The sequence below is a fragment of the Rhizobium sp. 'Codium 1' genome (assembly GCF_020889605.1).
Taxonomy (GTDB): Bacteria; Pseudomonadota; Alphaproteobacteria; order Rhizobiales; family Rhizobiaceae; genus Allorhizobium; species Allorhizobium algae.
In genome coordinates, this window is sequence record NZ_JAJGPW010000001.1 from 471,850 (window position 1) to 496,208 (window position 24,359).

Sequence of the window (24,359 nt, forward strand, 5' to 3'; positions counted from 1 at the left end):
ACTATTACCCTGCGACGGCTAACGACATTTCCTGTTTGAGGGACTGACCCCGCGAGGCGGCGACGACAGCATCCACGTCGAGGATGAGCGCGACGCGACCATCACCGAGGATGGTTGCGGCAGCGATACCCGGAACATGGGTGTAGTTGGCTTCGAGCGACTTGATGACAACCTGACGCTGTCCCTGGATGGCGTCGACCATCAGAGCGCGCTGGCCGCCGCCTTCCGATTCCACGAGGAGGGCTACACCGTCGATCGGGTTGGCCTGCGTGCCGCGGAAGTTGAGGATCCGCCCGACATCGACAAGCGGGCAGAAGGAATTGCGGATCGAGATCAGGCGCTGGTTGGCGCCGAACGAGTGAATGTGCTGTGCCTCCGGCTGCAGCGTCTCGACGATCGCAGTGAGCGGTACGACAAGTGTCTGACCGGCAACCGTGACCACCATGCCGTCGAGGACGGCGAGCGTCAGCGGCAGGCTCATGGTGAAGGTGGACCCCTGGCCGGGACGGGAGGTGATCGAAATGCGGCCGCCGAGTGCCTGGATCGAGCGCTTGACCACGTCCATGCCGACGCCGCGTCCGGAAATGTCGGAGATCTTGTCGGCCGTCGAGAAGCCGGGTGCGAAGATCAGATTGTCGATCTCCTCGTCCGTCAGGTTGGCATCGGCCGCGATCAATTCGTTGTCGATCGCCTTCTGGCGGACGCGTTCTCGGTTGATGCCTGCACCATCATCGACGAGTTCGATGACGATACGGCCAGAACGATGCTTCGCCGTCAGCTTGATCGTGCCTTCCGGCTCCTTGCCGGCGGCCGCACGCTTCTCGGGGCTTTCAATGCCGTGGTCGACAGCATTTCGGATCATGTGAGTCAAAGGCTCGGCGAGCTTGTCGATGACCGTCTTGTCGACTTCGGTGTTTTCACCCTCAGTGACGAGGCGGATCGACTTGCCGACCATATCCGCGACTTCGCGGACGATACGCGACATGCGCTGGAAGACCGGCTTCACCGGCTGCGCGCGGATCGCCATGACCGAGTCCTGGATCTCACGGGTGAGCTGCTGCAGCTCTTCGAGACCCATATTGACGGCGGATGTGCCGGTGGCGTCGTTCTCGATGACGCTCTGGGACAGCATCGCCTGGTTGATGACGAGTTCGCCGACAAGGTTGATCAGGCGGTCGACGCGGTCCAGATCGACACGAATGGTCTGGCCGGCGGCGTTGTTGGCCTGGGCGGCTGCGGCGGCTGCAGCTGCGGCCGGCGTTTCCTTCTTCTCAGGCTTGGCGGCAGAGGCAGCCGCCTTCAGGACGCTGGTCGCCGTGTCTGCGGCCTCAACGGCAGCAGCGACAGTCTGGTCGGGGGCATCGGATCCGTCGTCGAGCGCAGACAGGTCGAAGGGAACCGGGACCATCGGAAGTTCCTCGGTGACGGCGGCAGCTTCAGGCTCACGGAGCTTGATATCGAGGTCGCAATCCCACTCTGCGAATTCGAAGACCTGACGAATGCCTTCCTCGCCCTTTTCCGCCTTGATCTGGATCGTCCAGTCGAAATAGGCGCCTTCGGGATCGAGATCGTCGAGCGGCGGCAGGTCTTCCATGTTGCAGTTGATGCTCATCTCGCCGAGACGGGAGAGATCACGCAGCAGGAGGGCCGCTTCGTTGCCCTTGGAGTAGAGTTCACGGCGCGGCTTGAAGGTCACGTCGAAGGTCGAGAGGCTCTCGTCCTGCTCTTCGCCGCCAAAGTCGTCAAACGTGAAGGGGATCGGCTGGAAGCCGCTGTCGTCGCTCGGGGCGGCAGCAACGGGCGCGGGCGCCGCCGGCTTGGCGGCCGCAACAGGCGCTGCCGACGGGGCTGGCATGTCTCCGTTCGCCAGTGCTTCCAGTTCCTTGACGAGACCGCTGGAGCGGCTTTCGTCGACGCTACCACCATCGCGGGATGCGGTGACCAGGTCAGCCAGAACGTCGGCCGACTTGAGCATCACCTTCATGACCTCGGGGCCGGGCTCCAGCTTGTTGGAACGAACGCAATCAAGAGTCGTCTCGAAGACGTGCGCGAAGGCGACCAGGTCATCGAGACCAAAGGCGCCGGCGCCGCCCTTGATGGAGTGAACCGCACGGAAAACGGCATTGACCGTTTCCGGATCGCGATCCCCATCATTCATTTTCAGAAGACCGGATTCCAGTTCCGCAAGCTGCTCCTCGCATTCCTGGAAGAAGATCTCTTTGATTTCGTTCATATCCATAGGAGAAAATCCCGGCTTAGGCGGTTACACGCTCAATGGCATCGATCAGTTTGGTCGGATCGAACGGTTTGACGATCCATCCGGTCGCACCAGCCTGGCGGGCGCGGTTCTTCTTTTCCGCATCGCTTTCCGTGGTCAGAACCAGGATCGGAACCGCGCGATACTTTTCGTTCCGACGGACCCCCTCGATGAAGCCGAAGCCGTCGAGACGCGGCATGTTGATATCGGTCACGATGACGTCGGGATTGCATTCCTCGAGCACTTCCAGGCCCTCGATGCCATCTTCGGCCTGGATGGTCTCGAAGCCGGCATTGTTCAGGGTGACCAGAAGCATGTTTCGAATGGTTCTGGAGTCATCCACGGTGAGCACTTTTTTCTTCATTGCCGGATCTCCTTAGCGAGCAGATGGTCGATGTTCACGCCAATCAGTTGAAGGGTTTTGAGGAAAGCCTCGGAGGCCTTTCCATACGAGAAGGGATGCTTGTCGGCTTCCCAGGCCTTGGCTGCGGCCATCAGGACCTGCACGCACTGGGCGCCGACACGCTCGACGCCAGAAGCATCGATCGTCAAAGGAGCACCACGCATCGAGAGAATATTGGCCTTGAGATTGGAAGCCTCGTTGAGGTCCAAGACCGCGGCCAGCTTCAGGGCCTTCTGCTCGCCTTTCTTACTTGCCATCATTTCTTTCCTTGTGTCCCGAAGGCTGCGGCAACCAGACTCCGACCTGGAGCCCGGGAGAACCATTCCCCCGGAAAGAGTGCCGAAATTCCCGCCCTTAGCTTTCGTGTATATCGCATGGTGGTAAACAATCCCCTCATCCGACGAGCCCGGCGATCTGGGCCGCGAAGCCGAAATCGACGTCTGCGTCGTCAGAAAGGTCGGCGATCGAGGCTGCCGGTGCTGGCGTCAGTTGGTCCCGCTGAGCCGTTAGCTGAACACGCCCGACCGGCACCTTCGGCGCGCGCGTCTGACGCTCGATGTGGAATTCGCGGATGGTCGCGCCGAGCTCGAGAATGACCTTGTGGAGATCGTCGGTGCCTTCGCTCGATTGGCGGGCGAGGACGGCTGTGTCTGCGATGTCCGAGCCGAGGCTGGCAACCGTTCCAGCGATGCCTGCGAGTTCGCTCGCCTGGCGGTCGGACCGGGCTGCTATATCGGAGACCGTGCCGCTGATGTCCCCCACCTGCAGCACGATGTCGGCGATGGCACCCTGGGTCTTCGCCACCATGTCGACACCGGCAACGACCTGGCTCTTCGTGGTGGCAACGAGTGTCTTGATTTCGCGGGCGGCATCTGCCGATCGCTGTGCCAGCGCACGGACTTCCTGGGCAACGACGGCAAAGCCACGCCCACTGTCACCGGCGCGGGCCGCTTCGATCCCCGCATTCAGCGCCAGGAGGTTGGTCTGGAAGGCGATCTCGTCGATCGCACCGATGATGTGCCCGATCTGTTCGGCGGAAGCCTCGATGTCGGCCATGGCGGAGATCGCCCGACCGACGACATGACCGCTTGCTTCGACCGAGCCGCGGGTCGCAGCGACGGTCGCTTCGGCGCGCTTGGTCTGGCCGGCGCATTCGCGGACGCTTGATGTCAGTTCATGGAGGGCATGACTGGTTTCACCCAGCGCACCAGATTGATCTTCGGCGCGACCGGCATAGGTGCGGGCCGTCTCGGCCATGCGGCCGGTCGCCTCGCGGACATGGGCGAGCTTCTCCTCGGAGGAAAGGAAGGCCGTCTGCAATTGTTCGATCGCCTCGTTCATGCGACCGGCAAGGTCAGCATAGGCTTCCGGGACATCGGCTCCCGTGCGCACGGTGAGATCCCCCGATGCCAGGCCATCGACGACGGGACGAAAGATACCCTCGAATTCGGCACGGTCGTGTTCACGCTGGGCCGCGAGGTCGCGGTGGTGCTTGAGGCGCAGTTCGTTGAAGCGCAGGGACACGGCGATTTCGACATCGACCATGACCAGCCGGACAAGCGCCGCGACGAGATCGGTGACTTCGCGCTGACGCCGGCGGCTCGATGGGAGAAGCCCGGAGCCGGAGGTCTCGGCGAGCGCGGAGGTGACCAGATGTTCCAGCACCACCGCATGCCCTGCAACATGCCAGCGCGGATCGAGGCCCATGCGGCTTTCGCTGTCGGAGAGAACCTTCACCCGCTCGGCATAGAGCGCATCAAAACGGGCATCGGTGAGCACATCCCAATGGGACGACAGGAGATCGTGGAGCCGGTCATACTGGCGCTCGCTGGTGAAAGCACGGGCCGCGTCCGGCGAGCTTTGGAGACGCTGGAAAAGGTCTCTCAGTGCCGTTTTGAGGGGCTGGGAAAGGATATGACGGTTCTGACGGAGCAGATCACACTGAGCCTCGTCCAACCCGGCAAAACGCAGCCGGTCGCGCAGGCTGCCTGCCTGTGATCCCGTCGGCCGCTCCGTGGACATGCTCTGACCTGTCATTCGTCCCGCACTTGGCCACCCCTCGAGGGTGAACCTTCCGTGTCCGGGGTTCCTGCAGTCAGGGATGCGGTCGTGCGGGCACGCGGGTTTGCGATCCCACTGCCGTCCGCATCATGGTCTGCCGGTTCACCGAACTACTTCCATGAGAAATACAGACCGGACCAGAACCGGTACGACGGGATGGCGTCATGCCCGAAGGAAACTCCATTGCGAGTCCCACTCCGACGTGTCCAGCAATCTTTATGGTTAATTCCTTGCTTGAAGGTTAATGAATTCTCGCCGTCAAACCACAATCACTAATATGAGAGACCTGTTTTATGTTTCCGTTCGCGGGCTTTCCAGCGCCTGGGGAACAAAGGCGATGTGCTCCTCGTTGCGGCGGAAAGCGACAGGAGTTCAGCGTGAGCATACGAGCCATCTGGAAAGGCCATCTGTCGATCGGCGATCTAAGCTGCGCCGTGGCGCTCCATTCCGCCGTCAACGCATCGGAACGCACGACATTTCATATCATCAACCGCGATACCGGGCACCGGGTTCGACGAGAATACGCAGATGCCGATACCGGCCGCCCGGTCGGCAAGGATGACCTGGTCAAGGGGTATGATACCCCGGAGGGGCAGACCGTGATCCTAGAGCCCGACGAGATCCGCGAGGCTGTGCCGGAAAGCGACAAACGGCTGGAACTCGCAACATTTCTGGCTTGTGACGAGATCGACACCCTTTACCTGGAACGTCCTTATTTCCTGGCACCGGCCGACCGTAAATCCGTCGAGCCCTATGCTCTGATCCGTGAGACCATGGAGGCGCAAGGGGTGGCGGCGATCGCGCGGACGGTTCTTTTCCGCCGGCTCCGCAGCGTGCTCATCCGGCCGCAGGGGCAAGGCCTGATCGCGACCACACTCAACTATGACTACGAGGTCCGCGATCCAGCCGAAAGTTTCGAGGGGATTTCGAAGGTCAAGATCGAGACGGAAATGCTGGAGCTTGCCCGGCACATCATCGGCACCAAGATGGGCGAGTTCGATCCGGGTCGCTACGAGGATCGCTACGAAGCCGCCCTCACGGAGCTGGTGAAGGCAAAGATTGCCGGTCGCAAGCCGAAGAAACTGCCGAAGCGGAAGTCAGAGAACGTCACCAGCCTGCTCGACGCGTTGCGCAAGAGCGCAGACACAGGCGCGGCCAAGACGCCACAGCGGCGCAAGGCACCGTCGGGCAACACGACGCGTCAGAAGAAGGCGAGCTGAACATGTCGCTCTCCGAATATCGCCGCAAGAGAGACTTCAAGGCGACGCCGGAGCCAAAGGCCGCGAAGCCGAATGCGAAAGCGGGCGGCAACAGTTTCGTCATCCAGAAGCACGCAGCCAGGCGCCTCCACTACGACCTGCGGCTGGAAATGGACGGTGTGCTCAAGAGCTGGGCGGTCACGCGCGGGCCGAGCCTCGTGCCCAGTGTCAAACGCCTGGCAGTGCATGTTGAGGATCATCCCCTGACCTATGGTGATTTCGAAGGCGTGATCCCGCCTGGCCAATACGGATCCGGCGAAGTGATCGTCTGGGATCGCGGAACCTGGGAGCCCCGTCACGATGCAAAGAAGGGATACAAAAAGGGTCATCTGGAATTCACCCTGAAGGGCGAGAAGCTCGGCGGCCATTGGCATCTCGTGCGCATGGCCGGCAAGGAGGGCGAGACGCGGGAAAACTGGCTGCTGATCAAGGGCGAGGACGAGGTGGCGCGCGAGGCAGGCGATCCCGACATCGTGGAGGAGATGCCGCTTTCGGTCAAAAGCGGGCGGCCCGTCGAGAGCTTGAAGGGTGACCAGAAGGCCGCCGTCTGGAATTCGCGCAAGAGGGATACCACGAAGGCGAAGGACACTGCCACGCGTCGCCGCGCCACCAAAAGCGATCGCGTGCCGAAAGGCGCCAAACCCGGGGAAATGCCGGACTTCGTGCCGCCGGCACTCGCGTCACTGGTGAAGACCGTGCCGAAGGGCGATCGCTGGCTGCACGAGATCAAGCTGGACGGCTATCGCATCCAAGCCCGCATCGAAAACGGCGAGGTCAAACTTCTCACCCGTACGGGTCTCGACTGGACCGACCGCTTCGGCGATCGTCTGCCCGCAGCGCTGAAGGCGCTTCCGGTGCAGGCCGCATTGCTGGACGGAGAAATCGTCGTCGAAGGCGGCAATGGCAGCAGCGATTTCTCCCTGCTGCAACAGGACCTCAGTGACGGACGCTCCGATCGCTTCACCTATTATGCCTTCGACCTGATGCATCTGGACGGACAGGATCTGACCGGTGTCGCTCTGCGTGATCGAAAGGAATTGTTGGAAGAGCTGGTCGGCGGTCCCACTCCGCTATTGAAGTATTCTGCGCATTTCGACGAAAGCGGTGACCTCGTCCTCAAACATGCCTGCCGTCTCAGCCTGGAAGGCGTCATTTCGAAAGTGGCCAACGCACCGTACCGGCCGGGACGCGGCCGGGATTGGGTCAAATCGAAATGCACGGCGCGGCAGGAACTGGTGATCGGCGGATATGTGCCCTCGTCTGTCTCCGACAAGGCAATCGGCTCGCTGGTCATGGGAGTGAACGAGGCCGATGGCCTGCGGCATGTGGGACGTGTGGGCACGGGCTACTCCCAGAAGGTCGCGCGGCAGGTCTTCGAGAGGCTGCAGTCGCTCATTCGGGACAAGAGCCCATTCAAGGACAAGCTGACTGGCGTCGAACGCAAGGATGTCGTCTTCCTCGAGCCGGAACTGGTGGCGGAGATCGAGTTCCGCGGCTGGACGGGCGACGCCCATCTACGCCATGCCTCCTTCCGGGGGCTCCGGGAGGACAAGGCTGCGCGGGAGGTGGTGCTGGAAACACCGGCCACGACATCGAAATCTGCAGGCTCCTCGAAGGAAACACGTCCGGCCGCATCTACAAAGAGCAGCGGCGACAGTCTGCGCGCGGAAGGCCGGCGCATTCCCCTCACCCATCCCGATCGCCTATATTGGCCCGAAGCCGGGGTTACCAAGGAAGGATTGGCGGATCACTATGCGCTGGTCTGGCCGCGCATCGCGCCCTTCATCGTCGACCGCCCCCTCGCACTGCTGCGCTGCCCGGAAGGACATGAGAAGACCTGTTTCTTCCAGAAACACGACTGGCGCGGCATGCGCAAGGAGATCGTCACGATCCGGGACCCGAAGGACGATGAGGCGCTCGTCGGTATCCGCGACCTCGACGGACTGCTGTCGCTGGTGCAGGGCGCAGCGCTCGAAATCCATCCCTGGGGCTCGCGGGCCGGCGATCTGGAGCGACCCGACATGGTCAATATCGACCTCGATCCCGGGCCGGATGTCTCCTGGGAACGAGTGATCGCGGCCGCCTTCGAGGTGCGCGATCGCTTCACCGAGCTTGGGCTCACCGGCTTTGTCAAGACGTCGGGAGGCAAGGGGCTGCATGTCGTCGCACCCCTCAAGCCGAAAGCCCAATGGCCCGAGGTGAAGGCCGCGATGAAGGCGCTGGCCGACGGCATGAGCGCCGACAGCCCTGCCGACTACGTCTCCACGATCAGCAAGGCAAAACGCAAGGGCAAGATCCTCATCGACTATCTGCGCAATGGGCGAGGCGCCACCGCAGTCGCTCCCTATTCCACCCGCGCACGGGCGGGAGCCCCTGTCTCAATGCCGCTCTCCTTCGACGAACTCGGACCCGCAATCGGCTCGAACCATTTCACAGTCGAAAACGTGCCTGCGCGCTTTGCGGCGCTCGAAGTCGATCCGTGGGAGGATTTCCGCACGGCGGAGGCACCGCTCAACGCCAAGGGCAAGGGCAAGGGCAAGGCACGGAAATCACGCTGAGCAAGGCCATCAACGCTTTGCCGGCTTCTTCTCGGAGGCGAGGCTACGGCGAAGGGCTTCCATGATGTCGATGACATTATCCTTGCGCTCGGGTGCGGAGGACTTTTTCGGCTTGGCCCGCTTTGGCGTCTTCGTGCGGTTTTCGATGATCTCGTGGAGGCGTTCCTCGACCGGGTCACGCACCAGCTTCGGATCCCAGGGGCGCAGGCGTGCCTCGACGAGTTTCTTCATCATCGTCTTTGCGCTGCGGGCCGACGGCGCTTCTCCTGCTCCCTTGAAGAGGGACGCGGCGTCGCGGACTTCCTCACCATAGCGAAGCGTCCAGACCACCATGCCCTCGTCGCGCGGCACCAGCAGCACAGCATGTTCGCGGCGATAGAGCACGAGGCGGGCTATACCGCCGGTATCGGTCTTGCGCATCGCCTCGCGGATGACGGCAAAGGCCTCCTCGCTGACCTTGTCCGCCGGGGCCAGGTAATGGGGGCTGTCATACCAGACCCAGCCGATGGAGTTGCGCGGCACGAAGCTTTCTATGTCGATGGTGCGCGTGCTTTCCAGCGCGACCTCGTCGAGTTCCTCATCCTCAAAGAGCACATAGTCGTCCTCGGCCCGCTCATAACCCTTGACCTGATCCTCATCGTCGACCGGCTTTCCGGTGTCGGCATCGACATAGCGGCTGACAACACGGTTGCCGGTCTTGCGATTGATGTTGTGGAAACGGAGCTTGGCGCTTTCGGTCACGGCGGGTGTCATCGCCACGCGACAGGTGACGAGCGACAATTTCAGGTAGCCCTTCCAGAAGGCGCGCTGCGCCATGTGTCATTCCCTCCGGCTTGCAATGTTCTGCAGGACTGCCCCGGGAAACGCCAGGGAGGCAGAACTGTTCCAGACCACGATCAAATCGGCAGTTGCAGCGGGAACCGTTTGCTCTTCCTGGCGTTCCTATCTTGCCAGTTCCCCTCGAATGACGAGCCGGGGATCCGCCGGTGATATTGGGCATCACCGACTGATCCGACCGGGGAGCGGCGGGTGCGACGAGACCGCGCTCCGCCGAGATCCGATGGTGTGAGAACGGGCAAGCGGCGACGACGGAGAATTGCCATGTCTGAACGAGACTATGACTGGATTGCCCGCAGGGCATACTCGCTTTGGGAAGAAGAAGGGCGCCCCGATGGGCGGGACGAGGCGCATTGGCAGGCCGCACTCAGGGACTGGGAAACACTGCAGGCCGCCGCAACAGAGACGACAGAAAAATCCGGTCGGCGCATCGCACAGGCGCAGCTCTCCGCGGCTGAAGAAGGGCTCGTGATCACGGAAAAACCGGTCTCGCCGGTTCGCAATTCAACACGAAGCCGGAAAGGGTGAGCAAGGTGGCCGGAGTCGATCTTTCGCTTGCACTCAGCCGGGCGCAATTCATCCAGCGGGTGCGGGACGCCTATCACCGGGAGGAGGACGAACTCCGTCCACGTCGCCCCTCCCCGACCCGCGTTCCCCTGCATGTGCTTGCGGTCACTTCGGAAATCTATCCGCTGGTGAAGACAGGCGGGCTCGCCGACGTCACCGGCGCGCTTCCAAAAGCGCTGTCTGCCTTTGGCATCGCCACACATACCCTCGTGCCAGGTTATCCTTCGATCCTCGCGCTGGCACGACTGCATCCCCCGCTTATGGAATTCGACGATCTGCTCGGCGAGAAGGCGACGCTGCGGCATCTCGAAATCGACGGCCTCAGTCTGTTCGTGCTCGACGCGCCGGCTCTCTACGACCGGCCGGGCGGCCCCTATGTCGATGAAAATGGCGTCGACCACGCCGACAACTGGAAACGTTTCGCCGTTCTGTCGCTGGCCGGTGCCGAGATTTCTGCCGGTGCATTGCCCGGCTGGCAGCCGGATCTGGTTCACACGCACGACTGGCAGTCAGCCCTGACGTCGGTCTATCTGCGTCAGATGGGCTCGGCCGTTCCAGTCGTTCTCACGATCCACAATCTCGCCTTCCAGGGCCAGTACTCCGCCTCGCTGCTGCCCTATATCGGCCTGCCGCCGGAGGTCTATTCAGTCGACCAGATGGAGTATTTCGGCGATATCAGCTACCTCAAGGGCGGCCTTGTGACGGCCGATCACATCACGGTGGTCAGTCCAACCTATGCTCGCGAAATCCTGTCGCCAACATTCGGCATGGGCCTCGACGGGGTCCTGAATACGCGCATGGACCGACTGCAGGGCATCGTCAACGGGATCGACAAAGAGATCTGGAACCCTGCGACGGACCCATACTTGCCGTTCCGCTACGACGCAAAGACCGTACGCAACAAGAAGAACAACAAGGCTCTCCTGCTCGAACGCTTTCACCTCGAACCCGGCGATGGACCGCTCTTTTCGGCTGTCACACGGATCACCTGGCAGAAGGGCATGGACATGCTGGCCGAGGTGGCCGACGAGATCTTCCACTGGGGTGGACGGCTGATCGTGCATGGTCAGGGCGATCATGACATCGAGGATGCGCTCAAGGCGACGGCTGCCCGCTTCCCGGGACGCATGGCCGTCTCGGTCGGCTTCAACGAGCCGACGGCGCATCTCATTCATGGCGGTTCGGATGCAATCATCCAGCCGTCGAGATTCGAGCCCTGTGGCCTGACGCAGCTTTATGGCCTGCGCTACGGCTGCGTGCCGGTCGTATCCCGTACAGGTGGCCTGTCTGAAACGATAATCGACGCCAATGATGCCGCCATCTCGGCCAGGGTTGCAACCGGGTTCCAGTTCCATCCGGTGCGCCCGGAAGGACTTCGCCACGCGATCCGGCGAGCGGCCGAGGCCTATGGTGACAAGCGCAAGTGGGCGCGGCTGCAATTGCAGGCCATGCGAGCCGACTATTCCTGGGATCGCAGTGCCGAAAGCTATGCCGAGGTCTATGGCCGGCTGACGGAAGGGCGGGCCCTGCTGCGCCATTGAGGCAGGCCGACTACCGGATGGCAATGAAGCGAGAAGGGCCCGGAGGATCTCCGAGCCCTTTTTTCGCAACATCCGGAATAGCGTTCATTAGGCGATCGGTCGCCCTGCTGGGCGTTCAGCGGCTCCGGCCAAAGCTGTCGGATTACTTCCCCCTCGTAACCGAGCCACGTGGCCCGGCGTGCCCGCCTTGCGCCGACGGATTTGACGGTGTCCTCACCGAGTGGCCAACAGTGCCACCTTGGCGGATCACAGCCGTCTCGGCGCGATTCATCGCCAGTATTCTCCTTGCTGCTCGCCTTTCGGCGGGACGCGTTCGCGCATCGCGATGGTGCGTTCCAGCGCAGCGATGTCCTCACTGGTGGCGGAAACGGGATCTTCCGCGATCGCCTCCAGCACAGCCGGATCAATGGCCCCGGAACGGATTGCCATGCGCAGGGTCTCCCGCGTCTGGCGTTCCGCCTCCAACTGGGCAAAGAGCGCGATGATCAGCCGATCGCGCGGATCGGGGTGGGGACGCCAGCGTGGCGGACGGACCGTATGCGGCATGATCCTCTCCTTCAAGCGGAAGAATTCGTTCTTGGAGGAAACAATTGGGGCCGGCCAATGTTCCCCACTTAGAGGCTTGTGCGCAAAAGGAGATATCCGGTGGAGAACGATATGAAATCACTCGAAGCGAGGATCAACGCCCATCGGGAAATCCTCGTTTCGATTTTGAGCGAGGTGCTCGCGACGCCCGACCGCGTGCCAGAACTGCTGCGCAATCTCGAACAGGAAGTCGTGCTGCGGGATGGCTCTGAAGATCCAGGCGCCGAGCCTTCAGCCGGAATCGGTCGAGGCCACGAGAAAGGCGAAGCGATCCGTGAGATCCTTGAAACCGCTAAGGCGCGCGCCGCAGCGCTTCGTCGATCCTCATCGGATCTCGGCGAGCCCAACGGCTTCACCCAAGCTTTGACGGAAAGGAGATAACAATGATCCGGAAATTCCTGAATGGTCTCTTCTCCCGCGTGCGCAGAGTCCGACGACCGGACACAGGCCCAACTGATGACACCCAGGTCGCACTGCCGCGGCGCGCAGACCTTCCGCTTCGGGAACGATCGCGCTCGCTGGTCGCGGTGCCTGCCCAGATCAACGGGGCTTGCATGGGTTCCGGCAAGTTCTGAGATTGGCTTCAGTCGCCGGACTTGTCGCGAATGTCGAAATTTGCGTCCCAATCCTTCGGGGGATTTTCCTTACCCGGCGGCCATTTGTTGACAGTCGCATCTTCAGAACCCGTGATCACGGTCGGCTTGGCGCTGACGACACCGTCGCTGTGCCTGCCTGCCTGGGTTCCGGCATACTGACCATCTGCATCCTTGTGGATGCGACGTGTCCCTTTGTCCTGATCTTCCGCGCTCATCACTTTGCTCCTTGGCTGATCCACGGGATTGAACCCGTCTGAGAGGACAAAGGTTCCGGGAGCCTAGTCGTTCGTGCCGACCGTGAAGGAAGATAGCGGGGCGACCAGCGTCCAGCGAAGGCCCTTCGGGTTGAAATCGACGGTGACCTCACCGGCAAATGCGCTTGCGGCATGTCGTTCGATGACTGTCGAACCGAAGCCGCGCCGGGTCGGTGTGACCACTGCCGGACCATGAAGTTCCGTCCAGGTGAGGCGCAGACGCTGCTCTTCGCCTTCGGCCTCCGGCTCCACCATCTGCCATTCGATCATCAGTCGTCCTTCCAGGACGGAGAGTGCGCCGTATTTGACCGAGTTGGTGGCGAGTTCGTGAAAAACGAGGCCCAGATTCTGTACCGCATTCGCATTCACCAGAAGTTCCGGCCCACGCTTGGAGATCCGGTCGAACGAACCCGTGACGGTCGTGAGCTGCAGTTCGACCAGAGAGGCGAGCGGGATCCCGGCCCATTGTTGTTTGGCGAGCGCCTCGATCGACTGAGCCAATCCGGCGAGACGTCCACTGACTGCGCGCTGGAATTCCTCCACGTCATCCGTCCCGCGGGCAAGTTGGCGCATCATGGCCTGGACCAGCGAGAGTATGTTCTTGGTGCGATGAACAAGCTCCTGCAGGATAAAATGTATCCGCTCCTCCGCCTCGGCCCTGTCGAAAGATGCGTTGGACAAGGCGACCGCGACCTGGTTGGCCTCGGTGATCTTGGTGCGTTCGGGCGAGACGATCTCGCCCTTGCCGATGCGTTCGGCCATGGAGGCGATCTTGCGGATCGCCGAGCGCAGGTGATGGGCCGCGACGAATACCACGAGCATGATTAAGGCGAGGAAGATCACGCTTCCGGCAAGCAGGCTCTTCCAGAGTTCAATGAAGGATCCCTGGAGGCTGTCTGCCGGTCCCCAGACCAAGGCATGCCACTGCCAGCCCGGCAGCTTTGCATAACCCAGGAGATATTGTCGGCCGTCCTTGTAGAACACCGCGCTGCCATTGGCGCCGTACATCAGTTCCAGCCGGCTTTGATCCATGGCTGTACCGGCAGTCTGCCGTTCTGCTCCGTTCGAAACGACCACGCGTCCCTCTTTGTCCAGAAGCGCAGACGTCCAACCGGGCGGCAGTGCATCGCGAGAAGCCAGGTCCTCGAAGCTTTCCGCATCTTGGGTGAGCACGACGGCATCGGTCCCCTGTGGACCGCGCTCGGCGAGCGGCATCGTCAGATTGACGACCCAGCGCTGGCTTGTGGCGCCGAAAAACACGTGGGACAGCTCGACCTTTCCCGAGCGAAGCGCTGATGTAACCGAGCCCGGATTGGCCATCGGTGGGAGCGGCGCGCCCCAGGGCATGCGGGTGTTCAGGACTTGCAGGCCATCCCGGCGCGCCAGAATGACATAAAGCGAACTCTCTTTCAGGCTTTCGAGCACCCGTGCGTGAAACGCCGGCAGATCGCCCTGTTGTAATTCCACCGATTTTGCAACGAGCGCCAGCGTGGTTTCCATGTCTGCGAGCTTGCGCTCCACACCCCGACTGATGGTTTGCGCATCCTGGGCGGCATCTGCACGCAGGGTGCGGAACTGCGATCGCTCAAGCTGAAGCAGCAGGAAGACCACGAATGCCAGAAGGGGCAGGGTCGCCAGGATCGCCATCGTGGCAAGATAGGAACCAATCGAAGCGGTGGGGAAGAGCCCCAGGAACAGTCGGAGGGGGCGTCTCATCGTCCAGACCTCCCGATGCACAGGTCCGGTTCGCCAATCTTATTGTCGAACCAATTGGCCCGCTCCGCGTTGGAAAGAATATACCGACAGAGGAGGTTACCATGGTCTTCAAGCCGCAGACATTTCACGGGGAAAGGCCCGTTGTCACGGACGAAATACCGGTTGACGCGTCGCTTGAGCAACGCGTGGCTGACGCACTTGCAACGAGCGAAGGCATAGGTGCGGAAATGCTGAAGGTGGTGGCCAGCGGTCGCGAGATCTTCATCATCGGAGACGTTGGCAGCCGCGAGGAAATGGATCGGGCTGTCCAGGTTGCACTGTCCGTACCCGGGGTCGAAAAGGTCACGGTACACATGCATGAAAACGGAGCACCGTAGACCGGCCGGGCCGGCGCCGATAGCGACATCCAGACTGCGGTCATGGTCATGCAGTCCGCGCGTCGATAAACGGCGCACCCTGCTTCCCCTTCGTACCTCTGCGTCTGATGACGTCACTTACATTCCGATTCAGTTGGCCAGACGCCTGACGTCAGGCGCGACCATCCGTTCCGGTATTGCCTTCCGGGCTCCAGGCCTGCGCAATGCCGGCCACCTCGAGCATATGCCCGCGCAAGTCCTGCTGTCGGATAACAGTGAGCTTGCGTTGGGCTCTCTGGCTTTCCAAATGCTGGCGGGCAGCCTCAACGGCGAGCCGATAACTGGGATAGACTGCCGACTGGCCTTCTTCGGATAAGAAGCACCAACCATTCGCCTGAGGGACGATGTCACAATAAACCAGAGTCATGCCGCACTCCTCCTGATGGCGACCAAACGACCAAGCGGGCCTTTGGTTCCCTCCGATAAAATTTTTTCCGGCAATCTCAGCCGCAAACGACAATCAGAGAGCCGGGCGGGAATTCGGACAGATCCCGAATGTCTGCCTCGGCAGAAGGCGGATGAACATGCACGGTCTTGCCATGCGTGGGAGGCAATGTGATCCGGCTCTCTCCGAAATTGCCGCGCAACTGCCATCGAAATTCACCCAATTGCCAGTCGATCGCGAGCCGACCGTCCTCGGCCAAGAGCATATGCCCCACGTCCCCACCCACGTTCTCCAACAGAGGCATGAGGTGACGACGCCGTTTCTCCAGCAGAGCTCGGAAAGCGGCTCGGGCCGCCCTTCCCGTCTCGGTCTCTGCCTCTTCCCATTGAAGCTTAGAGGTTGCGAAAGTCGCAGGCGCATTTGGATCCCGTATCTCATCCGGCGACATGTCGTCTGTCCCGAAGTCGCGGGCCTGCTGCAGCCGCTCCTCCGGATCGGTCTCTCGCAGAGCTTCGGGGTAGTCGCGGAAGAAGAAGAAGCGGCCCTTTGATCGGAACTCGTCGCCCATGAAGAGAAGCGGGATTTGCGGTGCGAGCAGGAGCATTGTCAGCAGTCGCTCGCCGAGATCTTCCTCTATCAGGCTCCAGAGGCGCTCACCGCGTCCACGATTGCCGACCTGGTCGTGATTTTGCAGAAAGTTGACGAAGGTGACCGGTGGCAGATGACCGCTCGGCTCTCCGAGAAGCTCGTCGCCCTTGCCGTCGGCCCGTTCCCCCTGGAGAGCGAAGCCCGTGGCGAGCGTCTTGGCAATCCTCGGCCAGAAATTGGTCGAGAAAGCGCGGTAGTGACCACAATGCTCCGCCGTCGCCCAGGCGTGAACCAGATGGTGGTATCCGTCGTTCCAGACACCATCATAGAGCGGAGTGGAGTTGTCCTCTGCCCGTTCATGCAGTCTCGTGATATTGCGGTTGTCTTCCACAACCAGATGGACATGGCGCTCCGGAAACATCTGGCGAACGCGCAAAGCGAGGTCTTCAGTGAACTGGACGCTCTCCTTGTCCTGCTCGATCTGGTCGGCAGCATCGAGGCGCAAACCGTCGAGCGCGAACTCCTCGATCCAGTAAAGCGCATTCTCGATCATGAAATCGCGCGTCGCATCTTGCGATACATCGGGACGAGGCCCCCATGGCGTGCCTTCGCCGAGAAAGAACGCGGGCGCATAGACATCGAGATAATTGCCGTCGATCCCGAAGTGATTGTAGACGACATCGAGCATGACCATCAGACCGAGGCCATGGGCGGTGTCGATGAATGACTTCATGTCATCAGGCGTGCCATAGGCGGGGTGTGGGGTGTAGAGGAGCACGCCATCATAGCCCCAGCCACGCGCGCCACCGAAAGCGGCGACAGGCATAAGCTCGATCATGGTGATCCCAAGATCCGCAAGCACTGCAAGCTTTTTCGCTGCGGCTGCGAAGGTACCCTCTTCTGTGAACGTCCCCACATGCAGTTCGTAGATCACAGCCTCGGACCACGGGCGACCGGACCACGCACCGTGACGCCATCGGTAGGCGGTGGGATCGACCAGAACCGAAGAGCCATGCACGTCGCTCTCAAGGCCGCGGCCCGCGGGATCGGGGACCGCCATTCCATCCGGCAGGATGAAGGCATAGGGCGTGCCGGGTGCCAGGTTGTTGACGAGAAGCTCGAACCAGCCGGCACCCGTCGGCATCATCGGTACGAGTTCGTCCGCGAGGCGCAAGCTAACCGTTTCCACAGCCGGCGCCCACAGGCGAAACCGCACCTCACCGGCGGCGGTATACTCCGCTCCGCAGCTTCTCGAAAACACCCGGTATTCCTGTTCGAACGGTACACCGTCAGCCACTGGCTGGGACTGGTCCATCTGTCTGATCACCTCTGCTGATCGCTGGAGACGAACAAACCTCGAATGTTGAGAAAGGTTCCGGCCGGCAAACCGCGGCTTGGCAAGGCAAGTCCTTCAGAAGTCTTCAGGAACAAAGCGTCGGCATCGGGCTTTTTAAACGCAAAAGGCCGATTTCACCGCATCCTGCGGTGGACGGTAAACAGGGAGACGATCGATGTCCGTCAATGATCCATCATCGCCATTCGACGACCAGCCCCCCATGCCGGCCCCGACCTGGGCGCCGGAGGTTCCGGTCGAAGAACCTAAGCCGGATGTGCTTCCGGACGAACTGCCGAACCCCAATCCGGACGAGACGCGTGATCCGCCCGTGACCGAACCCGGCATCGGTATCTGAACCGATGGAACGCGGGCCTCAGCGGAGGCCCGCGACCCGCTGCCAGCTCTTCTTGCCGGCCACCCAATTCTGCCAGTCGGAAACCGATCCGTAGAAGACGTTGAGATCGATCTTTCCGTTTACCCCCTGGGACAGGCCCGAGCCGGAATACTGCCAGAAGACCCACTTGCGATCCGGATAGATCTTGGACGGGTGCGCGGCAACCGAACGAAGCCAGAAGGGGTAGTCCAGAAACTGACCCCGCAGATTGTCCTTGTAGAAGTCAGGCGCCGTGTAGATGACCGGGCGCTTGCCATAGTGTCGCTCGAGGCGGTCCATGAAAACCTGCATCTTCTCGCGCGCCTTTTCCGGCGACAGTCGGAAGCGGCAGCTCGATTCCCCGTTGTATTCGACGTCGATGACCGGCGGCAGGGCGTCCGGATCACGCGGCACGTTGCGGATAAACCAGTCCGCCTGCTCGGAGGCGACACGGCACCAGTAGAAGAAGTGGTAGGCTCCACGCTTCACACCGGCTTCCTTGGCCCGTTTCCAATTGGTGAGGAACATGGGATCCACGTGATCCCCGCCATCCGTCGCCTTGATATAGGCGAAGTTCGCCCCCTGGCTGCGCAGCTTCGGCCAGTCGATGTCGCCCTGCCAGCGAGACACATCGACGCCATGCACCGCGTGATGCTTGGGCTTCACCTTGCCGAAGTTCATCGGCTTCGCATCGCTGAAGCGCTGGTTATAGACCCGGTGACGCCCTGTCGAACGGGCAGCGGGCTCCTCCGGTGCGGCGAGCGGGGATACAGGCGGTGCAAGCATCGCGACCGGGCGCTGATCCGGGACCGGCATCCCAGCCGTCATTGGCGAGGTTTCGAAATGAGCCTGATTGGGCGTATCTCCTGCCCAGGCAAGAGCATGAGGTTGTCCATTGTCATTCGCCGCAATCGACCCTGTCTGCTCGTCCACGGCCACGGCAGGAACCGGGGCCATCGAGGCGGACTGGACCGGTTGTGCCTTCGGCGCGGTCTGGGATTGCAGCTTCAACGCGTCGATCGGGCTCGTGCGCGCACTGCAGCCGACAAGCACCAGACAGCCGATGAGGAGCGAGGGAATGACCTTGGAACGCATGGCACACGGACTCGAATACTGGGGCCGGGCGCATGCGGAGGCGGACACCCGGAGCTTCTGGGAATTGCTAACAAAGCTTTACCGGGAAAAAGTGAATGCAATCTTTACGAGTCAGCCCGGTACAAACCGGACGCCGATTGTTCACGGATATGTGCGGTCTCCTGCCAATCCCCGGCGTGCCGCTTTCCGTATCCACATTGAACCTGACAACTCGATTTGCGAGCGAAAGTTGCCCATGCTGCAGAGACGTTCCTTTCTTCTCTCGTCCCTTTTCGCTCTTGCCGGCGGCGGCGCCGCTGCCGCGGATCACTGGCAGGCGTTGCGCTCGGGTGACGCCTTCGTGCTTCTCCGACACGCGATCGCGCCGGGAACTGGCGATCCCCCGGAGATGCGCATCGGCGCTTGCGAGACGCAACGTAATCTGTCCGCAGACGGCCGTGCCCAGGCGGAGCGGACCGGACGTCTCTTCCGCGACAAGGGGATCAGCCGGGCTCGCGTGTTTTCCAGCCAGTGGTGCCGATGCCTCGATACGGCGACCCTTCTCGACCTCGGACCCGTTTCAGAGCAGCCGCTTCTCAACTCCTTCTTCAGCAGTCGAGCAAGCGGGAGGGCGCAGACGGAAGCCTTGAGGGCCTGGCTGACGAATACCCGGCTGGAGGGACCACGCGTGCTCGTCACGCATCAGGTGAACATCACCGCGCTCACTTCCGTCGTGCCACGCAGCGGCGAACTGGTGTTCGCCACAATCGACGCGGGTGGGAGCGTGGACGTGATGGCTCGGCAATCCGCCGGGGCATGACTGGCAAAGGATTGCGGTCGAAACTGGAAACCGCCCGTGATGAAAGCTCTTGCAAAAAGCTTAGGTGTGGCAAAAGTCCGCACATGCCCCGGCGAACACGGCCGGCAGGGATCCGGCGGATTGATCATTCTCGAAAGCCGGGCTTTCAGGGAGTCTAAAATCCGCATCGGTCGAAGGCGGGACCGGTCTCTCCGCCGCCCCCCGTGCATCGCTGCCCAATCAGCCGACAAGCAACCCAACGGGGCTCCTCCGCTCTTCTCGGCTTGAAGTCCTGCCGCCGCGCAATATGGTTGCCGGAGGAAGACAATCTGCCTTGGGGGCCGCATGGAACAGACACACGACACGAGCCAACTCGAAATGGTGGTTCTGATGACACCCGATATGGCGAATTTCTCCGGCAAGGTGCATGGCGGGGCCCTCCTGAACCTTCTGGATCGTGTCGCCTATTCCTGTGCCTCGCGCTATTCCCAGCAATATGCGGTTACGCTTTCGGTCGATCAGGTCGTGTTCCGCCAGCCGATCCATGTCGGCGAACTCGTGACTTTCCGAGCTTCGATCAACCAGGCCGGCCGAACCTCCATGGAAGTGGGCATCCGGGTTGAGGCTGAAGACATTCGCAGCGGCGAGCGACGCCACACCAATTCCTGCTATTTCACCATGGTCGCCGTGGATGCCGAGGGCAGGCCCACCGCCGTGCCGCCCTACAGGCCGCAATCCGAAATGCGCAAACGCCGGCAACGGGCGGCCGAAACCCGCAGGGCGTTGCGTCTCGAATTCGAGGCCCGCTTCAAGGAAGCGAGCGAAAGTGGCGACCACGCGCGCGCGTGACCCGAACTTGAGCCTGCCCTTCTGAAGCCCACCAGGGGGTCGCAGGTCGCCTCGGCTAGATCCGGGAGAAGGCAGCCAGAACCGTGCGTTCGGACTGGAGAAGATAAACCTCCAGCGCCGCTGCCGCTCCCTTCGGATCGCCTGCTTCAAGCTTTTCGAGAATGGCGGCGTTCATTTCCACATAGGGGGCATGCAGCAGTTCCGGCTCCTTGAGCAGACCGAAGCTCAGGCGCAGTTCGGCAGCAATCTGGGCATAGAAGCCGTTCAGCCGCTGGCTATCGGCGAGATCGACGATCGCCGCGTGGAATTTCATGTTTTCGCTGCCGACGGCCGTCCAGTCATTCACGTCGCTCGCGGCGCGGGCTGCATCGACAGCTGAGCGCATGCGCGGGACGGCAGGGTGATTGGGATAGGCATTGGCCAATGCCTGACACTCGACGAGGCGGCGTACGCGGTAGATGTCGATGATCGAGGCCATGCTCGGGGTTGCGACGAAGACGCCCCTGTTTGGCTCGTGCTGAAGCAGACCATCCTTGGTCAGCAGTCGGAAGGCCTCTCTCAGCGAATTGCGTGAAACCTCGAAATCCGCGCTGAGGGCCGCCTCCGATAGGCGTTGGCCGGGTTTCAGCTCTCCACGGATCAGTCTGTCGCGAATTTCTTCCGCCAGCCGTGGCGCCAAGGCCGCCGTCGTTTCCGTCTCTGCCATCGGTTTCCCCAGGTGACCGGATCATCCGGCGCGTCTTCTTGGACCATCTCCGCCGTGACGATCGACGAAGAACTCCGCTGCCTTATCATCCATGTGCGGAATCGCAGCAAGCAGGAGAGCCAAAAGCGGCCAAAAATTGTTCCTCAAGGTTCGATTTCGCACAGCGGAGCATCAAACCGCACAAGTTTAAGGCAGAAAGGTAGAACGAAAAAATAAAATTGTTGAACAATATTGACAGAATTGTGAAACCACGAGACGTTACTCTCGCAGGTGAACAACAAGCTCCGCGCCAAAGCCGGGGTCAGGTCAACCAAGAGGGAAACATGGAACAGACATCAACATCGGCCACCGAGGCCGCACCGGGCGGCATGTCCGCCAAGACGCGCCGGGGCGCCCTGATCGCCGCGATCTTCCTGATGGCGACCTCCGCCATCGGCCCAGGCTTCATTACCCAGACAGCCACGTTCACCGCCAAGCTCGGCTCGGCCTTCGCCTTTGCGATCCTCGCTTCCATCCTCATCGACTTCGTTGTGCAGCTGAACATCTGGCGGATCGTCACGCTAACGAAGATGCGCGCCTCCGACATCGCGAATGCAGCCATTCCCGGCACCGGCTATGTGCTCGCCATCCTGGTGATCGTCGGTGGCCTGTTCTTCAATATCGGCAATATCGGCGGTTCCGGCCTCGGCCTCAACGCGCTTCTCGGTCTCGACCCCAAGCTGGGCGGATCGATCAGCGCCTTGATTGCGATCGGCATCTTCCTGTCCCACCGCGCAGGCGTCGCGATCGATCGCGTCATCGTCGTCGCTGGCCTGTTCATGATCGTCCTGACCGTCTACGTGGCCTTCGTCTCGCAGCCGCCAGTCGGCGACGCCTTCTTCCAGACCTTCCTGCCAAGCACGATTGACTTTGCCACGATCACGACGATCGTCGGCGGTACGGTGGGCGGCTACATCACCTATTCCGGCGCGCATCGTCTGCTCGACAAGGGCACCGTCGGCATTGAAAATCTCGGCGCCGTCAACCGCGCGGCCCTGACCGGCATCGCCGTAACCGGCGTCATGCGCTACGTGCTGTTTCTCGCCATCCTCGGTGTGGTTGCCGGCGGCGCGATCATCGACGTCACTGGCAAGGGCGCCAATCCGGCTGCCCAGGCTTTCCAGGTCGCTGCCGGCGATGTCGGCATGCGCATCTTCGGGGCCATCTTCTGGGCAGCCGCGATTACCTCGGTCATTGGTGCGGCCTATACTTCGGTTTCGTTCGTTACCGTGTTCAACAAGGACATGACCGAACGTGCCCGCAATATCGCGACGGTAATTTTCATCGCCGTCTCGCTGTTCTTCTACATCATCATCACGACACCCCCGGCCCAGATGCTGGTCTTCGTCGGCGGCCTGAACGGGCTCATCCTGCCAATCGGCCTTTCGATCTTCATCTATGCCGCCTGGGCACGCTCCGATCTGATGGGTGGCTATCGCTATCCCCGCTGGTTGCTGATCCTGGGAGCGCTGACTTGCGCGCTCACCTGGTACATGGGCTACAAGTCGATCGGACCAATCTTCGCGCTGCTGACTGCGGCCTGAGAACGACAACAGGGAGGACGACATGACTGCCATCGATCTGAACAGCGACCTCGGTGAAAGCTATGGCGCCTGGGCCATGGGCGACGACGAAGCGATGCTCTCGATCGTCTCCAGCGCCAATGTCGCCTGCGGCTTCCATGCCGGCGATCCCGTCGGCATCTGGAAGACGGTGAAGGCCGCCGCCGAGCGCGGCGTTTCGATCGGGGCGCATGTCTCCTATCCCGATCGCGTCGGCTTTGGCCGGCGCGACATGGATGTCACTTCTGCGGAACTGACCGCCGATGTCATCTACCAGATCGGCGCCCTGAAAGGCGTCGCGGCGGCAGCCGGCGTTGCCGTCGGTTACGTCAAGCCGCATGGCGCGCTCTATAACCGGATCGCCCATGATGCCAAGCAGGGACAGGCCGTCATCGACGGCATCCGGGCCGTTGATCCCAAGCTCGTCATGATGGGGCTCGCGGGGTCGCAGATCCTGGAACTTACTCGATCTTCCGGTCTCGCCGTGGTGGCCGAGGCCTTTGCAGACCGCGCCTACACGCCTTCCGGCTCGCTCGTGTCTCGGCGCGAGCCGGGTGCCGTTCTGCATGATGCCGGCCTTATCGCCAGGCGCATGCTGCAGCTGGCAAAAGAGGGCACGATCGAGGCGATCGATGGCTCGACCATCAAGATCGACGCGCAATCGATCTGCGTCCATGGCGACAGCCCCGGCGCGGTCGCCATCGCACGGGAAATCCGGCAGGCCTTCGAGAAGGATGGCATCACCGTGCAGTCCTTCCTGAACCGCTGAGCATCACCGAGGAGAGACTTGAATGATCGATCTCGACACCTTGCGCCATGTCGATACGACCGACGCGCGCGCCGCCCGTGAACGCTATCGCGCGGGTGCCGTCGAGCCGACCTCGGGCGTGGCACCGGGCTTCACCCAGGCGAACATGATCGTGCTGCCGCGCGACTGGGCCTTCGACTTCCTGCTCTATGCCCAGCGCAATCCGAAAGCCTGCCCGGTGCTCGACGTGTCCGATCCGGGCTCGCATGCGACCGTGCTCGCCAAGGGCGCAGACTTGCGCCGCGATGTGCCGCTCTACCGGATCTGGCGGGACGGCGTGCTTGCCGAAGAAGTGACGGATGCGACCGCAGCCTGGGCGGAGCATCCCGATCTCGTCAGCTTCCTGATCGGCTGCAGTTTCACCTTCGAGACACCGATGATGGAGGCGGGCATCGACATCCGCCATATCAGCGACAAGTCGAACGTGCCGATGTATCTGACCAATCGTGCCTGCCGCCCGGCGGGACGGCTGCATGGCAATCTGGTCGTCTCGATGCGACCTATCCCGGCGTCTCGCGTCGCCGATGCAGCGACCATATCTGGCCGCTTCCCGGCCGTTCACGGCGCTCCCGTGCATGTGGGTGCACCGGAAGAACTCGGAATTGCAGATCTCGGCAAACCCGAATTCGGCGATGCGGTGCGGATCGAAGCTGGCGAAGTGCCTGTCTTCTGGGCCTGCGGGGTCACACCCCAGGCTGCCGTGATGGCATCCAAAGTCCCATTTGCCATCACCCATGCGCCCGGGCACATGTTCATCACCGATATTCCCGATTCCGCCTATCACGCCTGA

24 protein-coding genes are annotated in these 24,359 nt (G+C 61.8%); 12 read left to right on the forward strand and 12 right to left on the reverse strand.

Annotated elements, in window-relative coordinates; all coding sequences use genetic code 11:
* Nucleotides 1-4 precede the first annotated feature (4 nt).
* The 4 genes from LJE98_RS02295 to LJE98_RS02310 form a co-directional block, all read right to left on the reverse strand.
* Nucleotides 5-2,239: a chemotaxis protein CheA gene (locus LJE98_RS02295; RefSeq protein ID WP_229573105.1), complete on the reverse strand. Its 2,235-nt coding sequence runs from the start codon at nt 2,237-2,239 to the stop codon at nt 5-7.
* 16 nt (nt 2,240-2,255) lie between these two features.
* Entirely contained in the window at nt 2,256-2,621 is a 366-nt protein-coding gene (gene cheY1, locus LJE98_RS02300; RefSeq protein ID WP_075641521.1) for a chemotaxis response regulator CheY1, read from the reverse strand.
* Nucleotides 2,618-2,917, reverse strand: a complete 300-nt coding sequence (locus tag LJE98_RS02305) for an STAS domain-containing protein (protein ID WP_113459914.1) — start codon at nt 2,915-2,917, stop codon at nt 2,618-2,620. Before LJE98_RS02305 ends, cheY1 begins: the two co-directional genes overlap by 4 nt.
* A gap of 136 nt (nt 2,918-3,053) precedes the next feature.
* Nucleotides 3,054-4,682 carry a globin-coupled sensor protein gene (locus LJE98_RS02310; RefSeq protein ID WP_229573106.1) on the reverse strand — a complete coding sequence of 543 codons (1,629 nt, stop codon included), beginning with the start codon at nt 4,680-4,682 and terminating at the stop codon, nt 3,054-3,056.
* A gap of 416 nt (nt 4,683-5,098) precedes the next feature.
* Here LJE98_RS02310 and LJE98_RS02315 point away from each other — a divergent pair, with 416 nt between their 5' ends.
* Together LJE98_RS02315 and ligD are read left to right on the forward strand one after the other, a co-directional pair.
* Nucleotides 5,099-5,941 carry a Ku protein gene (locus LJE98_RS02315; RefSeq protein ID WP_229573107.1) on the forward strand — a complete coding sequence of 281 codons (843 nt, stop codon included), beginning with the start codon at nt 5,099-5,101 and terminating at the stop codon, nt 5,939-5,941.
* A 2-nt stretch (nt 5,942-5,943) separates the two neighbouring features.
* Nucleotides 5,944-8,538, forward strand: a complete 2,595-nt coding sequence (gene ligD, locus LJE98_RS02320) for a DNA ligase D (RefSeq protein WP_229573108.1) — start codon at nt 5,944-5,946, stop codon at nt 8,536-8,538.
* A gap of 9 nt (nt 8,539-8,547) precedes the next feature.
* Here ligD and LJE98_RS02325 read toward each other — a convergent pair whose 3' ends face one another.
* Nucleotides 8,548-9,354, reverse strand: a complete 807-nt coding sequence (locus LJE98_RS02325; RefSeq protein WP_229573109.1) for a Ku protein — start codon at nt 9,352-9,354, stop codon at nt 8,548-8,550.
* 285 nt (nt 9,355-9,639) lie between these two features.
* Here LJE98_RS02325 and LJE98_RS02330 point away from each other — a divergent pair, with 285 nt between their 5' ends.
* Both LJE98_RS02330 and glgA read left to right on the forward strand, forming a co-directional pair.
* Nucleotides 9,640-9,903 carry a DUF2934 domain-containing protein gene (locus LJE98_RS02330; protein ID WP_229573110.1) on the forward strand — a complete coding sequence of 88 codons (264 nt, stop codon included), beginning with the start codon at nt 9,640-9,642 and terminating at the stop codon, nt 9,901-9,903.
* 128 nt (nt 9,904-10,031) lie between these two features.
* Entirely contained in the window at nt 10,032-11,483 is a 1,452-nt protein-coding gene (gene glgA / locus LJE98_RS02335; RefSeq protein ID WP_229573879.1) for a glycogen synthase GlgA, read from the forward strand.
* 267 nt (nt 11,484-11,750) lie between these two features.
* Here the strand turns inward: glgA and LJE98_RS02340 are convergent, their stop codons facing one another.
* Nucleotides 11,751-12,029 (reverse strand): hypothetical protein, encoded by a 279-nt coding sequence (locus tag LJE98_RS02340; protein WP_229573111.1) that lies wholly within the window; start codon nt 12,027-12,029, stop codon nt 11,751-11,753.
* A gap of 111 nt (nt 12,030-12,140) precedes the next feature.
* Here LJE98_RS02340 and LJE98_RS02345 point away from each other — a divergent pair, with 111 nt between their 5' ends.
* Entirely contained in the window at nt 12,141-12,449 is a 309-nt protein-coding gene (locus LJE98_RS02345) for a hypothetical protein (RefSeq protein WP_229573112.1), read from the forward strand.
* A 202-nt stretch (nt 12,450-12,651) separates the two neighbouring features.
* On the opposite strand, the gene LJE98_RS02350 is transcribed toward LJE98_RS02345, so the two are convergent.
* Both LJE98_RS02350 and LJE98_RS02355 read right to left on the reverse strand, forming a co-directional pair.
* A complete protein-coding gene (locus LJE98_RS02350) occupies nt 12,652-12,879 on the reverse strand; it encodes a hypothetical protein (RefSeq protein WP_229573113.1) in 228 nt (75 codons plus the stop codon).
* A 63-nt stretch (nt 12,880-12,942) separates the two neighbouring features.
* Complete coding sequence (locus tag LJE98_RS02355; RefSeq protein ID WP_229573114.1) at nt 12,943-14,634, reverse strand: sensor histidine kinase; 1,692 nt, start codon at nt 14,632-14,634, stop codon at nt 12,943-12,945.
* Nucleotides 14,635-14,735: 101 nt separating this feature from the next.
* Between LJE98_RS02355 and LJE98_RS02360 the strand changes: the two genes are divergently transcribed.
* Nucleotides 14,736-15,011 (forward strand): BON domain-containing protein, encoded by a 276-nt coding sequence (locus LJE98_RS02360; RefSeq protein WP_229573115.1) that lies wholly within the window; start codon nt 14,736-14,738, stop codon nt 15,009-15,011.
* A gap of 151 nt (nt 15,012-15,162) precedes the next feature.
* Here LJE98_RS02360 and LJE98_RS02365 read toward each other — a convergent pair whose 3' ends face one another.
* Together LJE98_RS02365 and treZ are read right to left on the reverse strand one after the other, a co-directional pair.
* Nucleotides 15,163-15,417 (reverse strand): hypothetical protein, encoded by a 255-nt coding sequence (locus LJE98_RS02365; protein WP_229573116.1) that lies wholly within the window; start codon nt 15,415-15,417, stop codon nt 15,163-15,165.
* A gap of 76 nt (nt 15,418-15,493) precedes the next feature.
* On the reverse strand, nt 15,494-17,338 hold the full coding sequence (gene treZ, locus LJE98_RS02370; protein WP_229573117.1) for a malto-oligosyltrehalose trehalohydrolase: 1,845 nt from the start codon (nt 17,336-17,338) through the stop codon (nt 15,494-15,496).
* A gap of 196 nt (nt 17,339-17,534) precedes the next feature.
* Between treZ and LJE98_RS02375 the strand changes: the two genes are divergently transcribed.
* A complete protein-coding gene (locus LJE98_RS02375; RefSeq protein ID WP_229573118.1) occupies nt 17,535-17,714 on the forward strand; it encodes a hypothetical protein in 180 nt (59 codons plus the stop codon).
* Nucleotides 17,715-17,732: 18 nt separating this feature from the next.
* Here the strand turns inward: LJE98_RS02375 and LJE98_RS02380 are convergent, their stop codons facing one another.
* Complete coding sequence (locus LJE98_RS02380) at nt 17,733-18,827, reverse strand: GH25 family lysozyme (RefSeq protein ID WP_229573119.1); 1,095 nt, start codon at nt 18,825-18,827, stop codon at nt 17,733-17,735.
* Nucleotides 18,828-19,062: 235 nt separating this feature from the next.
* On the opposite strand from LJE98_RS02380, the gene LJE98_RS02385 reads away from it, so the two are divergent.
* Both LJE98_RS02385 and LJE98_RS02390 read left to right on the forward strand, forming a co-directional pair.
* Complete coding sequence (locus LJE98_RS02385) at nt 19,063-19,626, forward strand: histidine phosphatase family protein (protein ID WP_229573120.1); 564 nt, start codon at nt 19,063-19,065, stop codon at nt 19,624-19,626.
* Between the two features lie 324 nt (nt 19,627-19,950).
* Entirely contained in the window at nt 19,951-20,454 is a 504-nt protein-coding gene (locus LJE98_RS02390) for an acyl-CoA thioesterase (RefSeq protein ID WP_229573121.1), read from the forward strand.
* Between the two features lie 55 nt (nt 20,455-20,509).
* Here the strand turns inward: LJE98_RS02390 and LJE98_RS02395 are convergent, their stop codons facing one another.
* A complete protein-coding gene (locus LJE98_RS02395) occupies nt 20,510-21,160 on the reverse strand; it encodes a GntR family transcriptional regulator (protein WP_229573122.1) in 651 nt (216 codons plus the stop codon).
* 323 nt (nt 21,161-21,483) lie between these two features.
* On the opposite strand from LJE98_RS02395, the gene LJE98_RS02400 reads away from it, so the two are divergent.
* Genes LJE98_RS02400 through LJE98_RS02410 form a run of 3 tightly spaced genes read left to right on the forward strand, consistent with a single transcriptional unit; the run spans nt 21,484 to nt 24,359 of the window.
* On the forward strand, nt 21,484-22,743 hold the full coding sequence (locus LJE98_RS02400) for an NRAMP family divalent metal transporter (protein ID WP_229573123.1): 1,260 nt from the start codon (nt 21,484-21,486) through the stop codon (nt 22,741-22,743).
* Nucleotides 22,744-22,765: 22 nt separating this feature from the next.
* The gene (locus LJE98_RS02405) at nt 22,766-23,530 is read left to right on the forward strand and encodes a LamB/YcsF family protein (RefSeq protein ID WP_229573124.1); all 765 of its coding nucleotides are present in this window, start codon (nt 22,766-22,768) and stop codon (nt 23,528-23,530) included.
* Between the two features lie 22 nt (nt 23,531-23,552).
* Nucleotides 23,553-24,359 carry a putative hydro-lyase gene (locus tag LJE98_RS02410; protein ID WP_229573125.1) on the forward strand — a complete coding sequence of 269 codons (807 nt, stop codon included), beginning with the start codon at nt 23,553-23,555 and terminating at the stop codon, nt 24,357-24,359.

Bases quoted from the DNA above. Each gene is read 5' to 3' on its own strand.
- LJE98_RS02295 (WP_229573105.1), bottom strand. From the start codon at position 2,239: ATGGATATGAACGAAATCAAAGAGATCTTCTTCCAGGAATGCGAGGAG.
- cheY1 (WP_075641521.1), bottom strand. From the start codon at position 2,621: ATGAAGAAAAAAGTGCTCACCGTGGATGACTCCAGAACCATTCGAAAC.
- LJE98_RS02305 (WP_113459914.1), bottom strand. From the start codon at position 2,917: ATGGCAAGTAAGAAAGGCGAGCAGAAGGCCCTGAAGCTGGCCGCGGTC.
- LJE98_RS02310 (WP_229573106.1), bottom strand. From the start codon at position 4,682: ATGTCCACGGAGCGGCCGACGGGATCACAGGCAGGCAGCCTGCGCGAC.
- ligD (WP_229573108.1), top strand. From the start codon at position 5,944: ATGTCGCTCTCCGAATATCGCCGCAAGAGAGACTTCAAGGCGACGCCG.
- LJE98_RS02325 (WP_229573109.1), bottom strand. From the start codon at position 9,354: ATGGCGCAGCGCGCCTTCTGGAAGGGCTACCTGAAATTGTCGCTCGTC.
- LJE98_RS02330 (WP_229573110.1), top strand. From the start codon at position 9,640: ATGTCTGAACGAGACTATGACTGGATTGCCCGCAGGGCATACTCGCTT.
- LJE98_RS02340 (WP_229573111.1), bottom strand. From the start codon at position 12,029: ATGCCGCATACGGTCCGTCCGCCACGCTGGCGTCCCCACCCCGATCCG.
- LJE98_RS02345 (WP_229573112.1), top strand. From the start codon at position 12,141: ATGAAATCACTCGAAGCGAGGATCAACGCCCATCGGGAAATCCTCGTT.
- LJE98_RS02350 (WP_229573113.1), bottom strand. From the start codon at position 12,879: ATGAGCGCGGAAGATCAGGACAAAGGGACACGTCGCATCCACAAGGAT.
- LJE98_RS02355 (WP_229573114.1), bottom strand. From the start codon at position 14,634: ATGAGACGCCCCCTCCGACTGTTCCTGGGGCTCTTCCCCACCGCTTCG.
- LJE98_RS02360 (WP_229573115.1), top strand. From the start codon at position 14,736: ATGGTCTTCAAGCCGCAGACATTTCACGGGGAAAGGCCCGTTGTCACG.
- LJE98_RS02365 (WP_229573116.1), bottom strand. From the start codon at position 15,417: ATGACTCTGGTTTATTGTGACATCGTCCCTCAGGCGAATGGTTGGTGC.
- treZ (WP_229573117.1), bottom strand. From the start codon at position 17,338: ATGGACCAGTCCCAGCCAGTGGCTGACGGTGTACCGTTCGAACAGGAA.
- LJE98_RS02375 (WP_229573118.1), top strand. From the start codon at position 17,535: ATGTCCGTCAATGATCCATCATCGCCATTCGACGACCAGCCCCCCATG.
- LJE98_RS02380 (WP_229573119.1), bottom strand. From the start codon at position 18,827: ATGCGTTCCAAGGTCATTCCCTCGCTCCTCATCGGCTGTCTGGTGCTT.
- LJE98_RS02385 (WP_229573120.1), top strand. From the start codon at position 19,063: ATGCTGCAGAGACGTTCCTTTCTTCTCTCGTCCCTTTTCGCTCTTGCC.
- LJE98_RS02390 (WP_229573121.1), top strand. From the start codon at position 19,951: ATGGAACAGACACACGACACGAGCCAACTCGAAATGGTGGTTCTGATG.
- LJE98_RS02395 (WP_229573122.1), bottom strand. From the start codon at position 21,160: ATGGCAGAGACGGAAACGACGGCGGCCTTGGCGCCACGGCTGGCGGAA.
- LJE98_RS02400 (WP_229573123.1), top strand. From the start codon at position 21,484: ATGGAACAGACATCAACATCGGCCACCGAGGCCGCACCGGGCGGCATG.
- LJE98_RS02405 (WP_229573124.1), top strand. From the start codon at position 22,766: ATGACTGCCATCGATCTGAACAGCGACCTCGGTGAAAGCTATGGCGCC.
- LJE98_RS02410 (WP_229573125.1), top strand. From the start codon at position 23,553: ATGATCGATCTCGACACCTTGCGCCATGTCGATACGACCGACGCGCGC.